Origin of the sequence: Mitsuokella multacida DSM 20544, assembly GCF_000155955.1 — a bacterium.
Taxonomy (GTDB): domain Bacteria; phylum Bacillota; class Negativicutes; order Selenomonadales; family Selenomonadaceae; genus Mitsuokella; species Mitsuokella multacida.
This window is the reverse complement of the sequence record NZ_GG697141.2, coordinates 786,503-804,721: the sequence shown is the minus strand read 5'-3', so window position 1 is coordinate 804,721 and position 18,219 is coordinate 786,503. Positions and strand designations below refer to the sequence as shown.

Here is an 18,219-nt window from a genome sequence, read left to right as displayed (position 1 = left end):
CTATGTGAGATGCGAAAATTGCGAAAGGATGGCACTTGATGCAGAAATTCCGGATTGTCCCGAGTCAGAAGAATATGTTCTGGCAGCTCGTGCAGGGCATGCGGCTGGAAGAGGAGGAGAAGGCGCTCTTGCGGGCGGCCACGATCCGCCATGTCGAGGTCTGCACGCGCACGAACAGCTGGGAGATCGCGCTGAGCACGCAGACGCTGCTCTCTGAGAACCTGCTCGCGTCGGCCGCGGACCAGATCGCCGCGAAGTACCAGCTCGACTCCGTCATCTTCTATCAGGATGTCGTCAACATCGAGGACGCGCTCGCGAAGATCTGGCCGAAGCTCGTCTACGAGACGGCCGAGGGCAACCCGACCGTCTACGAGCTCCTCAAGCGCTCGAAGTACACCGTCGACGGCAGCCACATCCTCATCGACGTGCCCGGCGAGCTCGGCGGCGAGATCATGCGCGCCCATTCCGTCACGCAGACCATGAGCCAGCTCATCGAGAAGCGCGTCGGCTACCGCTGCCACGTCGAGTGCGAGGCCAGCGAGGAAGTTCTGCAGAACCTCGAGGTCGACGACAGCTTCCAGGACCCCGACTACCTCGAGGCCCTGCAGCATGAGAAGGTCCGTCGCGCCAAAGCCGAGCGCGCAGCTGCCGAGGCTGCCGAGCGCGCCGCTTTGGCAGACCAGGAAGAGGCGGGCGGCATCCCCGCACCGGCCTTTGCCCGCACGGCCGACGACACACTATCGGCATCCGCTTATCCAAGCTACGAGCCGGCCGCGTCCTCGTACAGCGCAGCGGACGAAGCCGCCGCAACGCCTGCCGCCAAGCCGGCTAAGCCTGCGAAAAAGCCGGTCAAGAAACATGAGGACGCGCACAAGCCCGTCGTTGTACAGTCGAGCGATAATCTCATCTTTGGTCGTGGCGTCTCGGGCGCGCTCCACAAGATCACAGAGCTTGTCGGCGAGATCAAGAGCGTCGTCGTCGAGGGCACGATTGGCGAGGGCCCGGGCTCGGGCATCCGCCTGCTCGAGTTCAAGTCGGGCACGAAGCTCTTGACCTTCTGCATCTCTGACGACACCGACGGCATCGCCTGCAAGAAGTTCTTCACGAAGGGACGCCGCCGCAAGAGCGGCGAGCCGGAGCCCGACTGCGATGAAGTCATGGCCGCGCTCAAAGAGGGCATGGCCGTGCGCGTGCAGGGTTCCGTGCGCTTCGACACCTTCATGAACGAGTACGTGCTCTTCGTCAACAGCCTCGCCAAGAAGGAGAAGAAGAGCCGCGAGGACCATGCCGAGGTCAAGCGCGTCGAGCTCCATGCGCACACGACGATGAGCAGCATGGACGCTGTTGTCTCCGTCAAGGACCTCATCAAGACGGCCGACCGCTGGGGCTGGCCCGCCGTCGCCGTCACCGACCACGGCGTCGTGCAGGCATTCCCGGACGCCGCCAAGGCCCTGAGCAGCTGCAAGAGCGACCTCAAGGTCATCTACGGCATGGAGGGCTACCTTGTCCAGAAGGACCACCTGCAGAAGCGCGCCAACCACATCATCATGCTCGCCAAGAACCCCAACGGCCTGCGCAACCTCTATCAGCTCGTCTCGCTCGCGCACCTGCGCTACTTCCACCGCCAGCCGCGCCTGCCGAAACACATCATCGAGGAGTACAGGAGCGGCCTGCTCATCGGCTCCGCCTGCGAGGCCGGCGAGCTCATCCGCGCCATCGAGGAGCAGCGCACGGACGAGGAGCTCATGGAGATTGCCTCGTTCTACGACTACCTCGAGATCCAGCCCATCCACAACAACGACTTCCTCAAGCGCAGCGACAAGTACCCGGATATCCAGACGGATGAAGACCTCATCCAGATCAACCTCAAGGTCGCCGAGATCGCCAAGAAGCTCGGCAAGCCGCTCGTCGCGACCTGCGACGTCCACTTCCTCAACCCTGAGGACAGCATCTACCGCGCCATCCTCATGAAGGGCAAGGGCTTCGACGACGCCGAGCTGCAGCCGCCGCTCTACCTGCGCACGACAGACGAGATGCTCAAGGAGTTCGAGTACCTCGGCGAGGAGGCGGCCTACGAGGCCGTTGTGACGAACCCGCGCAAGATCGCCGACCAGATCGAGCGCTTCAAGCCGATCCCGGACGACCTCTACTCGCCGCAGATCCCGGGCGCCGACGAGGAGATCCGCGAGATGTCCTACAAGAAGGCCCGCGCGCTCTACGGCGAGAACCTGCCGAAGATCGTCGAGGACCGCCTCAAGCAGGAGCTCAAGCCCATCATCGGCCACGGCTTCTCCGTCCTTTACCTCATCGCGCAGCGCCTCGTCAAGAAGTCGAACGACGACGGCTATCTCGTCGGCTCGCGTGGTTCCGTCGGCTCGTCCTTCATCGCCACGATGACGGGCATCACCGAGGTCAACCCGCTGCCGCCGCACTGGCGCTGCCCGCACTGCCAGTACAGCAAGTTCATCACCGACGGCTCCTACGGCTGCGGCTACGACCTTCCCGACAAAGTCTGCCCCGTCTGCGGCACGCCGCTCATCAAGGATGGCCACGACATCCCGTTTGCCGTCTTCCTCGGCTTCGACGGCGATAAGGTCCCGGATATCGACCTGAACTTCTCCGGTGCCTACCAGCCCGTTGCCCACAAGTACACGGAGATCCTCTTCGGCAAGGACAACGTCTACCGCGCCGGCTCCATCCAGACCGTCGCCGACAAGACGGCCTTCGGCTACGTCAAGAAGTTTTACGAGGAGAAAGGCGTCAAGAAGCACATCTCCTACATCGACAAGATGGCCCATGGCTGCATGGGCGTCAAGTCGACGACGGGCCAGCACCCGGCCGGCATCATGGTCGTGCCGCGCAACATGGACGTCCACTTCTTCACGCCGATCCAGCATCCGGCCAATGACATGAACTGCGGCACGATCACGACGCACTTCGATTACCACTCCATCAGCAGCCGACTCGTCAAGCTCGACATCCTCGGCCACGATGACCCGACCGTCATCAAGATGCTCGAAGACCTCACGCACCGCGACCCGAAGACCATCCCGTTCGACGACGCGGCGACCATGTCCATCTTCAACTCGACGACAGCCCTCGGCGTCACGCCCGAGGAGCTCGGCGCGACGAGCGGCACCTTCGGCATCCCCGAGTTCCGCACGCCGTTCACGCGCCAGATGATCGACGATACGCAGCCCGATGTCTTCTCCGACCTCGTGCGCATATCAGGCTTCTCCCACGGCACCGACGTCTGGCTCGGCAACGCCCAGGACCTCATAAGGAGCGGCCAGTGCACCATCAAGAACGCCATCTCCGCGCGCGACGACATCATGATGTACCTCATACACAACGGCATCGACCCCTTGCTCTCCTTCAAGACGATGGAGAAAGTCCGCAAGGGCAGGGGCATCGCCGACGACGTCGTCGAGATCCTCAGGAAGGGCGGCATCCCTGAGTGGTTCATCGAGTCGTGCCAGAAGATAAAATATCTCTTCCCGCGCGCCCATGCGACGGCCTACGTCATGATGGCCTACCGCATCGCCTACTGCAAGGTCCACTATCCGCTCGCGTACTACGCCGCCTATTTCTCCATCCGCGCCGCCGAATTCGACGCCAACGTCATCGCGCGCGGCAAGGACTATGTCGGCCAGCAGATTAAAGAGCTCGAGGCCATGGGCAAGGAGAAGAAGCTCGACGCCAAGCAGAACGCCACCCTCATCGTCCTCCAGCTTGCCTGGGAGATGTACCTGCGCGGCTACTCCTGCGAGCGCGTCGACCTCTACCGCTCCGGCGCCGACAAGTTCATCATCGACGGCAACGCACTCCTGCCGCCGATTGCCGCCCTCGCCGGCATGGGCCAGAAAGCCGCCCAGGGCATTGTCGAAGCCCGCAAAGAGGGCGCCTTTACGTCCATCGAAGACCTGCGCCGCCGCTCCGGCATCTCCAAGACCAACATCGAGATCCTGCGCAGCCACGGCTGCCTCGACGGCATGAGCGAGAGCGACCAAATCGCCCTGTTCAGCTGAGTGAAATAAAAAAACCGCCAAGATGGCGGTTTTTTTATGCAATCGTTTGCGATGCTCAGATGATCGTGTGAACTGCTTCGCGCAGGGCTTCGAGGGTGTTTTCATCTGGGGTATTGAGCAGGCGCTGTTTGTCGAGGACGATGTCGCAGCCGGCGGCTTTGAGTTCTTCTTCGACGAGGCCGATGCTCTGGCCGCCCCAGCCGTAGGAACCGAAGGCGAAGGCTTTGTGGCCCTTGGCGGTCAGGCCCTTGAGGTAGCAGAGGAAGGAGGCGATGGTCGGCATCATCTGGTTGTTGATGGTCGGGGAGCCGACGGCGAGGTATTCGCTCGTGAGGATGTCGGTCAGGATGTCGGAGAGCGGGTTTTCCTTGATGTCGTAGAAGGTTGCGGGGATGCCCTTCTCCTGGAAGGCCTCGGTGATGGTGCGGGCCATCTGCTCGGTGGAGTGCCACATGGTGTCGAAGACGACGACGGCGCGCTTCTCGAGGACGCCCGTCGACCACTTCTCGTAGAGGTCATGGATCTCTTTGACATGGGAGCGCCAGATGATGCCGTGGCCCGTCGCGATCATCTCGATGTCGAGACCTTGGAGCGCCTTGAGGGCGGCCTGTGCCTGACGGCCGTAGAGCGTGAGGATGTTGGCGTAGTACTTCTTGGCCTCGTAGTAGAGCACGGAGAGGTCGTTCTCGTCGTCGAAGCGGCTGCCGGAGGCGAGGTGCTGGCCGAAGGCGTCGTTCGAGAAGAGGATCTTCTCCTCGGGGCAGTAGGTGACCATGCTGTCGGGCCAGTGGAGCATCGGGGTCGGCACGAACTGCAGCGTGCGCTTGCCGAGGGAGAGCGTGTCGCCGGCTTTGACGCCCTCGTACGGCAGGTCGCCGTAGCGCGCCTTGAGTCCCTTGAGGCCGTTCGGTACACTCGTGATGACCTTGGCGTTCGGGCAGTGGGCCATCATGAAGGGCAGAGAGCCGGAGTGGTCGGGCTCGACGTGGTTGGAGATGATGTAGTCGATCTTGGCAGGGTCGATGACGGAAGCGACGCGTTCGAGGAGTTCTTCCTTGAACGGCTCTTTGACCGTGTCGATGAGGGTGATCTTCTCGTCGAGGATCAGGTAGGCGTTGTAGCTCGAGCCGCGGCTCGTCTCGTAGCCGTGGAAACTGCGCATGGACCAGTCGATGGCGCCGACCCAGTAGATATCTTTGCGGATTTCAACTGCTTTCATGATGTTACCTCTTTCTTTTGGGATTACAGGGCTTGCCTGAAATTTTCACATTATGCTTCCATTTTATATCGACTTCATCATCTTGTAAACAGCGATTGTCACAGTTGCCCCATACGCCAGCGTGCCATCGCTTTTATTATGAAAAATTTATTTGTCAGGTGCACGCAGATGCGGTAATCTAGAAGTAACGACCGAAACAGCAGGAGGGCAGAATATATATGCGGCATAGATTCACACAATTCAACCGTATCGATCGCAGGAAGGCTGTCGTTGCTAGCGTGGCGTGCCTCGCAGTGCTGGCACTCGCGCTCTACGGCTTTCTCGGCAAGAGTGCGAACCAGAAGGTCAAGACGGGTGGCGGCAAGCCGCTCGTCAAGGTGGTGACGGTCACGCGCGCGGACATGATGCGTCACATCGATCTCTCGGGCCAGACGGTGGCGGACGCGAATATCCCGCTCGCGCCGAAGTATACGGGCCGCGTCACGGAGGTCCGCGCGAAGCTCGGCGACGCGGTCGAGGCCGGCGATGTGCTCATGGTGCAGGACACGGGCGACCTCGACATCTCGATTGCGGAGAATGCAGCGGCGACGGGAGCGGCGCGGGCCGATGCGCGCGAGGCAAGGGCTTCGTACGACGCGAACTACATCAAGGCGCGCAATGACCTCGAGCTCGAGCAGAGCAAGTACGAGCGCAACCAGTATCTCTACTCGATTGGGGCGATCTCGCAGGACACGCTCGACTCAGTCAAGCAGGAGTACCTCGCCTCGAAGGCGGCCTTCGATGTGCTCGCGGACCAGGTCGAGGGCGGCAGTGCGGCGAGTGTCGAATCGAAGGCGTACACGGCGGAGAAGTCGGCGCACGCGACGGATGCTTTGCGCCGCCAGCGCGAGGACATGTACCTGCGCGCGCCGCGTGCAGGCGTCATCGGCTACCGCAATGTTGAGGCGGGCGAGATTGTCTCGGCGGGCACGAAGGTCTTCTCGCTCGTCGATAACAGCCACCTCAACGTCGACTGCACGCTCGCGGAGAGCGATGCGGCCATCCTCAAGCCAGGCATGGAGGTCGAGGTGACGATCGACGCGCTCGGCGCCGACTACCCGGGCAAGATCGTCTACGTGAGCCCGGCCATGGATGACACGAGCAAGACGTATCAGGTGCGCATCGAGCTCGAGACGGACTCGGATGAGATGAAGGCGGGACTCTTTGCCCACACGGCCATCGACATCCTGCAGCGCCGCGCGACGCTCTGCGTGCCGAAGGAAGCCGTGCTCTCGCGCAACGGCCGCCAGATGCTCTTTGTCGTGGACGCGGATGGCAAGGTAGAGTCGCGCGAAGTCAAGATTGGCCTGATGAATGACGCGGAGGTCGAGGTGCTCGATGGCATCGAGCCCGGCGATACGGTCGTCGTGACGAATCAGGATAAGCTGCAGGACGGCAAGAAGGTCGAGACGGAGCCGTACGAAGGCGATTCCAGTAACTCAGGCGATACGAGTGAGGCGGCTGCATCATGAACATGACACGCCTTTCCATCAAGCGGCCGGTCGGCATCTCGATGATCGTCGCGTTCTTTGTCGTGCTGGGATTATACAGCTATTACCGCATTGGCGTTGAGCTCTTACCGGCGCTCAACACGCCGTATGTGACGGTCTCGGTCAAGTACCCGGGCGCGAGCGCGGAGTCGGTGGAGCAGGAGGTCGTCAAGCCGGTCGAAGACGCGCTGGCCTCGGTGTCGGGCGTCAAGAAGATCACGTCGACGGCGAGCTACGAGAGAGCCCGCGTGACGCTCGAGCTCGACTTCTCGACGGATGCCGACACAGCGGCCATCGACGCGAGCAAGAAAGTCGAGGCCATCGCCAACAAGCTGCCCGATGAGGCCGACTCGCCAGTCGTCATCAAGCGCGATATGAACGCGAAGCCGGTCGTCGAGCTCGCCGTGCTCTCGAACCACAGCCTCGCCGACACCTACACGGCGACGGACAATGTCTTCACGGAGGTGTTGCAGCAGGCGGGCGGCGTCTCGGAGGTCGAGCTGCACGGCGGCCGCGACAAGGAAGTCGCCATCGACGTCGACCGCGAGAAGATGGCGGCCTACAAGCTGACGCTCGCAAAGATCGCTTCGGCCATCAAGAACGAGAACCAGCTCGTGCCGTCGGGCTCCGTCTTCACGGAGACGACGAAGTCGGACGTGCGCGTCGTCGCGCAGTTCCAGAAGCCGAGCGACATCGAGAAGATCCAGGTGCAGAACACGGCGGGCAAGATGATTCCGTTGACGGCCGTCGCACAGGTCCGCGAGCGCGAGGCCCGCACGGTGCGCTATGGCCGGCTCAACGGCGAGGACGCCATCAATGTCCTCATCTATAAGAACAGTGATGCCAACGTCGTCGAGACGGCCGACAATATCATGAAGAGCGTCGAGAAGCTGCGCAAAACGTATCCCGACTACCAGTTCGTCGTCGTCTCGAACGATGCCGATTACGTGCGGGACTCGCTGCACAGCACGATGAACACGCTCATAGAGGGCCTGATCACCACGGGCTTCGTGCTGTTCCTGTTCCTGCGCGGCTGGCGTTCGACGGCGGCCGTCATGATCGCGATCCCGACGTCGCTCATATCGACGTTCTTCGTCATGTACCTCGCGGGCTTCACCTTCAACATGATGTCCCTGATGGGCATGACGCTCTGCGTCGGCATCCTCGTCGACGACTCGATCGTCGTGCTCGAGAACATCGTGCGCCATCTCAAGATGGGGGAGGCGCCGGACACTGCGGCCGAAAAAGGCCGCACGGAGATTGGCATGGCGGCCATCGCCATCACGCTCTGCGATGCTGCCGTCTTCATGCCAATCGCCTTCATGCAGGGCATGACGGGGCAGTACTTCCGCCAGTTCGGCCTGACGATCGTCTTCGCGGGCCTGTTCTCGCTCTTCGTCTCGTTCACCCTGACGCCGATGCTCGCCTCGCGCTTCTTCCGCAAGGGCTATCATCCAGGGACGAACCGTGCGTTCGCCTTTATGGACCGCGTGGAGGAGCGGGCGCAGCGCCTCTACGTCGAAATCCTCAACTGGAGCCTGCGCCACACGAAGAAGCTGCTCGTCTCCATTCTCGCTGTATTTGTCGCGGTCGTCGCGCTTGTGCCGCTCGGCTTTGTCGGCATGGAGTACATGCCGCAGACTGACGAGTCGAGCTTCACCATCAACATCCAGGCGCCCGTCGGCTCCTCGCCGGAGGAGACGAACCGCGTCGCCGAGCGCATCGAAGGCAAACTCGCCGAGCTGCCCGAGGTCAAGTACTACATGACGCAGGCGGGCGGCAGCACGGCCTACGAGGGCCGCATCAAGGTCCAGCTTGTCGACCGGCGCGAGCGCAGCCGCACCGTCTGGCAGGTCGCCAATGACGTGCGCAAGTTCGCCGCCACCATCAAAACGGCCGACGTGCGCGTCTCCGAAACTCAGACAAACGTCGCCGGCATCGCGGGCGGCGGGAGAGCGAAGAACGGCGGCGGCGCCCTGCAGATCGAGCTGCGCAGCAACGACGGCGCCGCGCTCGACGACGCCGCCGAGAAGGCCATGAACACCCTCCGTGCCATCGACGGCGTCACCGACGTCAACTCGTCGTATGTCGAGGGCATGCCAGAGCTTCGCCTGACCGTTGACCGCCAGAAGCTCAAGGCCTACGGCACCTCCCTGCAGGACGTCGATACCGCCTTTGCGAGTGCTATTTCCGGCCTCTCCGCCGGCGAGCTCAAGAGCGACCCCAATAACGGCGGCCAAGACACCGACATAAAAGTCCGCTTCAAAGACGCCGACAGCTACAAGGCATCCGACGCCGCCCGCGTGCCGCTCTCCGCGTCCGGTAAGCTCATCTACCTCGGCGACGTCGCCACCATCCAGAACGGCAGAGGCCCCGTCACCATCCGTCGCGTCGACAAACAGCGCTCCGTCGCCATCGGCGCGAACCTCAGCGGCCGCCCCATGGGCGCCGTGACCAGTGACGTCAAGAAAGCCTTCGCCACCGCCGACCTCGGCCCGAACGTCACCTACCAGTTCAAAGGCCAGGCCACCCGCATGAACGAGACCTTCAGCGAACTCCTGTCCGCTCTGTTCCTCGCCCTCGTCCTCATCTACATGCTGCTCGCCGTCCTCTACGAGTCCACCATCACCCCGTTCATCCGCATGTTCTCCCTGCCGCTCGGCCTCATCGGTTCAATCTTGTTACTCTTCATCACGCATAACACCCTGAACCTATTCTCCATGATCGGCATCCTCGTCATGGACGGCATCGTCGCCAAGAACGGCACCCTGCTCATCGACTACACCCTGACGCTCATGGATAGGGGCCACAGCGCCCTAGAGGCCGTCATCGAAGCCGGCCGCGTCCGCCTCAAGCCGATCTTCATGACTACCATCACCATGATGGTCGGCATGACCCCGATGGCCCTCGCCATGACCCCCGGCTCCGAATCCCGCGTCTCCATGGCCTGGGTCATCATCGGCGGCCTCCTGACCTCCACGGTCTTCACCTTGATCGTCATCCCGATCATCTTCCTCTTCTTCGCCAATCATAAAAAGAAGAAAAAGCCGAGTAGGGGAGAGACGTAACGCAATCCAAGCCGCTGGGGCGCAGTGAAGCGCTCGCCCTCGTCAAGCAAATCTCAGGCAACCGAGGCAATCCGGGGCGCAGCGAAGCGTCCGCCCCCCATCCCGCAAACTTCCAGCAACCAAGCGAGCAGGGGGACGCAGCGCAGCGTCCGTCCCCCGACCGCGAGTCCCTGCCTCGGAGCGAACCGCGAAGAAGTAACTGAGGGACGGGGGACCTGTTCCGCCTGCAGGAGCGCAGTGACCGCCCGCAGGGCTGGCCCTCAAGTGACGATGGGCGAGAGAAGCCGATGAAACCCGCCGCGGCAGGCGGCGAACCTGCCTCCATGCGCACAGCCGAGTTGAGGGCCATTCCAACGGAGCGACGAAGCCGGAACAGGTCGCCCCGGCCCCCTTGCCAACACTCCCTCGTTTCCCCGAACAAAACTTTTTTCGCCACACCCCTTGCCAAATCCCGCAATATACGCTATACTAGTCTACGTTGTCGGGATGTGGCACAGTTTGGTAGCGCGCATCGTTCGGGACGATGAGGCCGCAGGTTCGAATCCTGTCATCCCGACCATTTATAAGAGATCAGAGACCAGTCCAATCGGGCTGGTCTTTTTTTTGTACGCCGCGCGCCTTGCTGTAATCCGATATTAATGATAGAATGTATACCTGTAAACGCAATAGAAGGAGTTGTTGAATCGTGAATATCTTCCGGACCAAGAGCATCGCCGCGTACAAGGCCGATGCCCACCAGTCCCACCTCAAGCGCGCCATGGGCTCCCTTGACGTCACCTTGCTCGGCATCGGCGTCATCGTCGGCACCGGCATCTTCGTCCTGACCGGTGTCGCCGCCGCCAAGTACGCCGGCCCCGCCCTCATGCTGTCCTTCCTGCTCGCCAGCATCGCCTGCGGCTTCGTCAGCATGGCCTACTCCGAGCTCGCCAGCATGGTCCCCGTCGCCGGCAGCGCCTACGCCTACGCCTATACCTCCGTCGGCGAATTCTTCGCCTGGCTCGTCGGCTGGAACCTCGTGCTCGAGTACTCCGTCGGCGCGAGCGCCGTCGCCGGCGGCTGGTCCGCCTACGTCGTCGGCCTCCTAAAGACCGCCGGCATCGAGCTGCCCGCCGCCTGGACGACCGTGCCCGCCGACGGCGGCATCGTCAACCTGCCCGCGGTGCTCATTACGCTCTTCCTGACCTGCCTGCTCGTGCGCGGCGTGCGCGAGAGCGTCACGGTCAACAAGGTCCTCGTCGGCGTCAAGCTCGCCGCCATCTTCCTGTTCCTGTTCCTCGCCGCGCCGTCCGTCGACCCGACGAACTGGGAGCCCTTCATGCCGTTCGGCTTCTCCGGCGTCTCCGCCGGCGCCGCCGTCATCGTCTTCGCCTACCTCGGCGTTGACTCCATCGCGACCGCGGCAGAGGAGACGAAGAACCCCGCGCACGACATGCCGACGGGCATCATCGCATCGCTGCTCATCTGCACCGTGCTCTACATCGCCGTGACGGCCGTCATGACGGGCAACGTGCCCTATACCGAGCTCGACAACGCCGAGCCGGTCGCCTTCGTGCTGCGCGAGCTCGGCTACCGCTTCGGCTCCGCGCTCGTCGGCACGGGCGCCATAGCAGGCCTGACGACCGTGCTGCTCGTCATGATGTACGCGCAGACGCGCGCCTTCTTCGCGATGAGCCGCGACGGCCTCATTCCGCAGTCCGTCTGCAAGATACACCCGCGCTTCGCGACGCCGCACCGCATCACGATCATCGTCGGCATCGCCGTCGCCATCATCAGCGGCTTCACGCCGATCAACGTCATCGCCGAGATGTGCAGCGTCGGCACGCTGTTTGCCTTCATCATCTCGTCCATCGGCGTCATGGTCATGCGCCGCAAGTATCCGGACCTGCCGCGCCCGTTCCGCTGCCCAGCCATCTACGTCGTCGGCACGCTCGCCATCGTGAGCTGCGGCTACATCATGTACAACCTCTCCTCGATGACCTGGGAGCGCTTCTGGGTCTGGAGTGCGCTCGGCATCCTCATCTACTTCCTCTACGGCTACCGCCACAGCCGCGAGAATAAAGAGGATGCGGCCTGATTTTCCCCGTTGTGCAGCCTGCCTGTACACTTGCTGACAGGGGAACAGGTGTGATGAATATATCTTTACATTTTTTTGCATAGCACGTATAATGAAACCTGATGGCATTGCAATCTTGCCATCAGGTTTTTCTATTTATCCTGACCATGTGATGGGGGCAGAGCCTCCATCTTGTCAAATCCAATATCAGAGGGGAGTAATCCAAAACATGAGCAAAAAGATGAAAACCATGGACGGCAACACAGCTGCCGCCTACATCTCCTATGCTTTCACCAACGTCGCCGCGATCTACCCGATCACGCCGTCCTCGCCGATGGCTGAGCATGTTGATGAAATGGCTGCCAAGGGCGTCAAGAACCTCTTTGGCCAGAAGGTCAAGGTCATCGAGCTGCAGTCCGAGGCAGGCGCCGCTGGCGCTGTGCACGGCTCGCTGCAGGCCGGTGCTCTGACGACGACGTACACGGCTTCGCAGGGCTTCTTGCTGATGATCCCGAATCTCTACAAGGTAGCCGGCGAGCTGCTGCCGGGCGTCTTCCACGTCTCCGCGCGCGCACTCGCTGCGAACTCCCTGAACATCTTCGGCGACCACCAGGATGTCATGGCCGCACGCCAGACGGGCTGCGCCATGCTCGCTGAGGCGAGCGTGCAGGAGGTCATGGACCTCTCGGCCGTCGCACATCTCGTCGCCATCAAGGGCCGCGTGCCGTTCATCAACTTCTTCGACGGCTTCCGCACGTCGCACGAGATCCAGAAGATCGAGATGGTCGACTACGAAGACCTCGGCAAGCTGCTCGACTGGGATGCCGTCAAGGCGTTCCGCCGCCGCGCGCTCAATCCGGACCATCCGGTCCTGCGCGGCTCCGCGACGAACCCGGACATCTACTTCCAGTCGCGTGAAGCGGCCAACAGTTTCTACGATGCGCTGCCGGAGCTCGTTGAAGAGGCCATGGCCGACGTCGCGAAGGTCACGGGCCGCGAGCATCATCTCTTTGACTACTACGGTGCGAAGGATGCCGACCGCGTCATCATCGCGATGGGCTCCGTCTGCCAGACGGTCCAGGAGACGGTCGATTACCTCAACGCGAAGGGGGAGAAGGTCGGCCTCTTGAACGTCCACCTCTACCGTCCGTTCTCCATCGAGCACTTCTTCAAGTTCCTGCCGAAGACGATCGAGAAAGTCGCCGTCCTCGACCATACGAAGGAACCGGGCTCCCTCGGCGAGCCGCTCTACCTCGATGTCAAGGCAGCGTTCTACCACTCCGACATGCATCCGACGATCGTCGGCGGTCGCTTCGGCCTCGGCGGCAAGGACACGACGCCGGACCAGATCTTCGCCGTCTTCGAGGAGCTCAAGAAGGACGCGCCGAAGGATGGCTTCACGATTGGCATCGACGACGATGTCACGCATACGAGCCTGACGCCGGCCCTGACGGATGTCGACCTCACGCCAGAGGGCACGACGGCCTGCAAGTTCTGGGGCCTCGGCTCGGACGGCACGGTCGGCGCAAACAAGAGCGCCATCAAGATCATCGGCGACAAGACGGACATGTACGCACAGGCGTACTTCGCCTATGACTCCAAGAAGTCGGGCGGCATCACGATGTCGCACCTGCGCTTCGGTAAGTCGCCGATCACGAGCCCGTACCTCATCAACAAAGCCGACTTCATCTCCTGCTCGCAGCAGTCCTACGTCTACAAGTACGACCTGCTCGCCGGCCTCAAGAAGGGCGGCACGTTCCTCCTCAACACGGTCTGGAGCGATGAGGAGCTCACGCAGCACCTGCCGGCAGCCATGAAGCGCTACATCGCGAAGAACGAGATTCAGTTCTACACGGTCAACGCTGTCTCCATCGCCAAAGGCCTCGGCCTCGGCGGCCGCTTCAACATGGTCATGCAGTCCGCGTTCTTCAAGCTCGCGAACATCATCCCGATCGAGACGGCTGTGGGCTACCTCAAGGAAGCCGTCGTCACGTCGTACGGCCGCAAGGGTCAGAACATCGTCGACATGAACAACGGCGCCATCGACCAGGGCATCGAGGCCTTGCACAAGGTCGAGGTCCCGAGCTCGTGGGCGGATGCGCAGGATGAGCCGCAGGAGAAGCGCGACCTGCCGGAGTTCATCACGGAGATCCAGGAAGTCATGAACCGCCAGGAAGGCGACAAGCTGCCGGTCTCGAAGTTCGCCGGCGACCGCGCCGACGGCACGTACCCGCTCGGCGGCGCCGCCTACGAGAAGCGCGGCACGGCCATCAACGTGCCGGTCTGGAACACCCAGAAGTGCATCGGCTGCAACAAGTGCTCCTACGTCTGCCCGCACGCTTCCATCCGCCCGGTCCTCACGACCGACGAAGAGCTCGCGGCAGCACCGGAGGGCTTCCCGTCCAAGGACGTCCGCGCCGTCAAGGACTACCACTTCACGGTGGCCGTCTCCACGATGGACTGCCTCGGCTGCGGCAACTGCGCGCAGGTCTGCCCGGTCAAGGCCCTCGACATGACGCCGCTTGACGACGAGCTCAAGGCAAAGCAGGCGTACTTCGACTACGGCGTCGACAAGACGAAAGTCGCGCCGAAGAAGAACCCGATGAAGAAAGAGACCGTCATTGGCAGCCAGTTCGAGCAGCCGCTCATCGAGTTCTCCGGCGCCTGCGCCGGCTGCGGCGAGACGCCGTACGCCAAGCTCGTCACGCAGCTCTTCGGCGACCGCATGATGATCGCCAACGCCACGGGCTGCACCTCCATCTGGGGCGGCAGCGCACCGGCCATGCCGTACACGACGAACGCCAAGGGCCACGGCCCGGCTTGGGATAACTCCCTGTTCGAGGACAACGCAGAGTTCGGCCTCGGCATGTTCCTCGGCACGCAGTCCGTCCGCAACGGCCTCGCCGATGACGCCAAGAAAGCCATCGAAGAAGGTCTCGGCAGCGAAGACCTCCAGGCAGTCCTCAAGGATTGGGTGGAGAACATCGACAACGGCAACGGCACGCGCGACCGCGCCGACCGCCTCGAAGCCCTGCTCGCAGCCGAGAAGGGTGAGGACGCACTGCTCAACAAGCTCTACGAGAACCGCGACTACTTCGTCAAGCGTTCCCAGTGGATCTTCGGCGGCGACGGCTGGGCCTACGACATCGGCTACGGCGGCGTCGACCACGTCCTCGCTTCCGGCGCCGACGTCAACGTCTTCGTCTTCGATACCGAGGTTTACTCCAACACGGGCGGCCAGGCCTCCAAGGCAACGCCGGCAGCAGCCATCGCGCAGTTTGCCGCAACGGGCAAGAAGACCCGCAAGAAGGACCTTGGCATGATGGCCAAGACCTACGGCTACGTCTACGTCGCACAGGTCGCCATGGGCGCCGACCAGAATCAGCTGCTCAAGGCCATCACCGAGGCCGAGGCTTATCCGGGCCCGTCCCTGATCATCGCCTACGCACCGTGCATCAACCACGGCATCCGCAAGGGCATGGGCTGCAGCCAGCTCGAAGAGAAACTCGCCGTTGAGTGCGGCTACTGGGCAAACTACCGCTACAACCCGCAGCTCATCGGCACCGACAAGAACCCGTTCAGCCTCGACTCCAAAGAGCCGGACTTCTCCAAGTTCCAGGACTTCCTCATGGGCGAGAACCGCTACATCAACCTCAAGCGTTCCTTCCCAGAAGCAGCCGAAGCCCTCTTCGAGAAGACCCAGCACGACGCCGAGATCCGCTACAACAACTACAAGGCACTCGCCGGCAAATAAGCCGTCCGCAGCCGCCTGACATACAGCGCTCTTGCGCAACGACAAAAAGCCTGTCCCGTTTCCGCGGGACAGGCTTTTTTGTCTGCCATTTTCCATTTTCTTTCCTGCCGGAACATGCTAGAATAGGGGTATTGCAGTCAAGAACAGGGGAGGAATCACCTTTGAAAGTCATCAACTTCTACGGCGGCGCCGCCATTGGCAAGAGCACCATTGCCGCCGACATGTACTCCAAACTCAAGCGCATGGGCTATCGCACCGAGCTCGTCGGCGAATTCGCCAAATGGCTCTGGTACCAGAACGCCACCGACATCGTCGAAGACCAGCTCTACCTCTTCGCCGAGCAGGCCCACCGCACCCGCACCCTCGAGAAATACAGTGTCGACTTTGCCATCTGCGACTCGCCCTTGCCCCTCAACATCATTTACAACCGCGAGCCCTCCGACGCCTTTAACACCCTCGTCATGCAGGAGTTCAACCGCTACGACAACCTGAACTACCTCCTGCGTCGCAACGACGAATTCCTAGCCGTAGACGGCCGCCCCGAAACCGACCTGCCACAAGCAAAAGAAAAAGACCAGCAGATCCTCGCCGTCCTCGAGAAATACAGCGTGCCATACACCGTCATATCCCCGTGGGAGACCGACAAAGTCCTGCTGGACTTGAAAATCAAAAGGTAATCCTGCAATGGGGCAGGGGCCCCGAGCTCTCTCGTACATCGAGCCCCAGACCAAGGTAATCCGCGCAATGGGGTAGGGGCCCCGAGCGCCCTCGCTTGGCAGAGCTGTTCTTCAGCGCAGGGATGGATTCCGCCTGCAGGAGTGCAGTGACCGCCCGCAGGGCTGGCCCTCAAGCCGCATATACAAAAGCAGTCGATGTCAGAACGCCGCGGCAGGCGGCGAATCTGCCTCCGTGCACACAAACGCCATGAGGGCCATTTCAACGGAGCGACGAAGCCGGAATCCATCCCTGCGCGCCACCGGAACCACCACCTCAGTACCAGCGCGTCATCGGCAGCTCATTGTTGTTGCCCTTCGTCATCAGCACCTGATGGATATCGATGTACCCGATGTAGAACGCCGCCGCGCACCCGGCGAGGTAGAGGTCCCACATGCGCACGAACTCCTCATTCTTTCAGCCCGCCACCTTCTCGTGGACCTTGAGGAAATTGTGGTACCAGCACATCAGCGTCCGATAGTAGTGGCGCCGCAGGCTCTCTACATCGAGCACGCGGAAGTCCGCATCGTAGGCGTGCGAGATCAGCTCGCGCAGCGACGGCAGCGTGCCGCCCGGGAAGATGTACTTGCGGATCCACGGCTCCGACACCACCTCATCGTGGCCCGTGATCGTGTGCAGTAGGAAGATGCCGCCATCCTTCAGCAGATGGTTCGCCGTCTCCATGTACGTCGCGTAGTTCGACCGGCCCACATGCTCCATCATGCCGACACTGACGATGCGGTCAAAGATCAGCCCCTTGTCCTCGAGGTCGCGGTAGTCGACGAGCTCGATCTGCACCTGGCCCTCGAGCCCTTCCGCCTTGATGCGCTCCTGACCCTTCTTCCACTGCTCCTTACTGAGCGTGCAGCCGTAGCCCTTGACGCCGTACTTCTTCGCCGCTTCAATCAGCAAGAAGCCCCAGCCGCAGCCGATGTCGAGGAGCGTCATGCCCTCCTTGAGGTAGAGCTTCTCGAGGATGTAGTCGACCTTGTTGCGCTGCGCCTGCTCGAGCGTGTCATCCTCGTGCTTGAAGTACGCGCACGAATAACTCATCGTCGGATCGAGCCAGAGTTTATAGAATTCATTGCCTAAATCATAATGGGACGAGACCTCTTTGGCCTGGTCCTTTTTCTTTTCCGACATGTAGAGGATGTTGCGCAGCCCCTTGCGGTCGAGCGAGAAGCGGTCCGCCTGCTCGAGGAACGTGCAGAGCATGTGGAAGAGGTCGCCCTGGATCTCGATGTCGCCGCGCATGTAGGCCTCACCGAGCGCCAGTTCGGTCGACTCCAAGAGCTCCGCCTTCGGGATGTCCTTGTGCACAATCACCGTGAACTCCGGCTCGCCCTGACCAATCGTGTACTCCTGGTCGTGCAGCTTCACATTGAAGCAGTGCTTGTCGAAGTGGTTGAGATAATGAAGCAGGAAATTGTCCATGAGTTTCTGGAAATGCATGAAAAAGACCCCTTTCTATCATGACCGGGCGGCCATCCCTGCGAATGGCTCTCAGTCCAGATGCGTTCCTAGGGATATTCGACACCGTGCAAGAAAAACCCTTTTTTGCCACGAGATTTTAGAGGATTTCAAACAGCAAGGACAGGGGCAGAATACGCTTAAAAATTAGAGCATAGTGCTGTATTTATTTTGTTTATATTAGCATAAAGTGATGCTTCTACTAAAGCATATGATATATATGCAGGGTTTTTCATCTTTTTATTAAGATTCCTAGTGACTTCTAACACATTTTGATGTAGACTGTAGTTTATACAATCAAATTTAGAACACATCACCTGTAATGAGAAGCAAGTTTGATTGCAGGCAAGTGTGGAACCGGTTAGCGCGAGCAAGGCAGAAGCC

Annotated in this window: 7 protein-coding genes, 1 tRNA gene and 1 pseudogene; 7 read left to right on the top strand and 2 right to left on the bottom strand. The window is 61.4% G+C overall.

Annotated elements, in window-relative coordinates; translation table 11 throughout:
• Positions 1–38: 38 nt before the first annotated feature.
• Positions 39–4,028, top strand: coding sequence for a PolC-type DNA polymerase III (locus tag MITSMUL_RS03700; RefSeq protein ID WP_005840095.1), 3,990 nt, complete (start codon positions 39–41; stop codon positions 4,026–4,028).
• Between the two features lie 55 nt (positions 4,029–4,083).
• Here MITSMUL_RS03700 and MITSMUL_RS03695 read toward each other — a convergent pair whose 3' ends face one another.
• Positions 4,084–5,247, bottom strand: coding sequence for an FprA family A-type flavoprotein (locus MITSMUL_RS03695; RefSeq protein WP_005840093.1), 1,164 nt, complete (start codon positions 5,245–5,247; stop codon positions 4,084–4,086).
• Positions 5,248–5,465: 218 nt separating this feature from the next.
• Between MITSMUL_RS03695 and MITSMUL_RS03690 the strand changes: the two genes are divergently transcribed.
• The 6 genes from MITSMUL_RS03690 to MITSMUL_RS03665 all read left to right on the top strand — a co-directional run bounded on the left by MITSMUL_RS03690 (position 5,466) and on the right by MITSMUL_RS03665 (position 16,328).
• On the top strand, positions 5,466–6,758 hold the full coding sequence (locus MITSMUL_RS03690) for an efflux RND transporter periplasmic adaptor subunit (RefSeq protein ID WP_005840089.1): 1,293 nt from the start codon (positions 5,466–5,468) through the stop codon (positions 6,756–6,758).
• On the top strand, positions 6,755–9,844 hold the full coding sequence (locus MITSMUL_RS03685; protein ID WP_005840088.1) for an efflux RND transporter permease subunit: 3,090 nt from the start codon (positions 6,755–6,757) through the stop codon (positions 9,842–9,844). Before MITSMUL_RS03690 ends, MITSMUL_RS03685 begins: the two co-directional genes overlap by 4 nt.
• A gap of 482 nt (positions 9,845–10,326) precedes the next feature.
• Positions 10,327–10,403: transfer RNA gene (locus MITSMUL_RS03680), tRNA-Pro, on the top strand.
• A 126-nt stretch (positions 10,404–10,529) separates the two neighbouring features.
• On the top strand, positions 10,530–11,918 hold the full coding sequence (locus MITSMUL_RS03675; RefSeq protein WP_005840085.1) for an amino acid permease: 1,389 nt from the start codon (positions 10,530–10,532) through the stop codon (positions 11,916–11,918).
• 208 nt (positions 11,919–12,126) lie between these two features.
• A complete protein-coding gene (gene nifJ, locus MITSMUL_RS03670; RefSeq protein ID WP_005840083.1) occupies positions 12,127–15,651 on the top strand; it encodes a pyruvate:ferredoxin (flavodoxin) oxidoreductase in 3,525 nt (1,174 codons plus the stop codon).
• Positions 15,652–15,782: 131 nt separating this feature from the next.
• Positions 15,783–16,328, top strand: coding sequence for an AAA family ATPase (locus tag MITSMUL_RS03665; RefSeq protein WP_244944622.1), 546 nt, complete (start codon positions 15,783–15,785; stop codon positions 16,326–16,328).
• A gap of 313 nt (positions 16,329–16,641) precedes the next feature.
• Here MITSMUL_RS03665 and MITSMUL_RS03660 read toward each other — a convergent pair.
• Positions 16,642–17,799: pseudogene (locus MITSMUL_RS03660) on the bottom strand (class I SAM-dependent methyltransferase).
• Between the last annotated feature and the right edge of the window lie 420 nt (positions 17,800–18,219).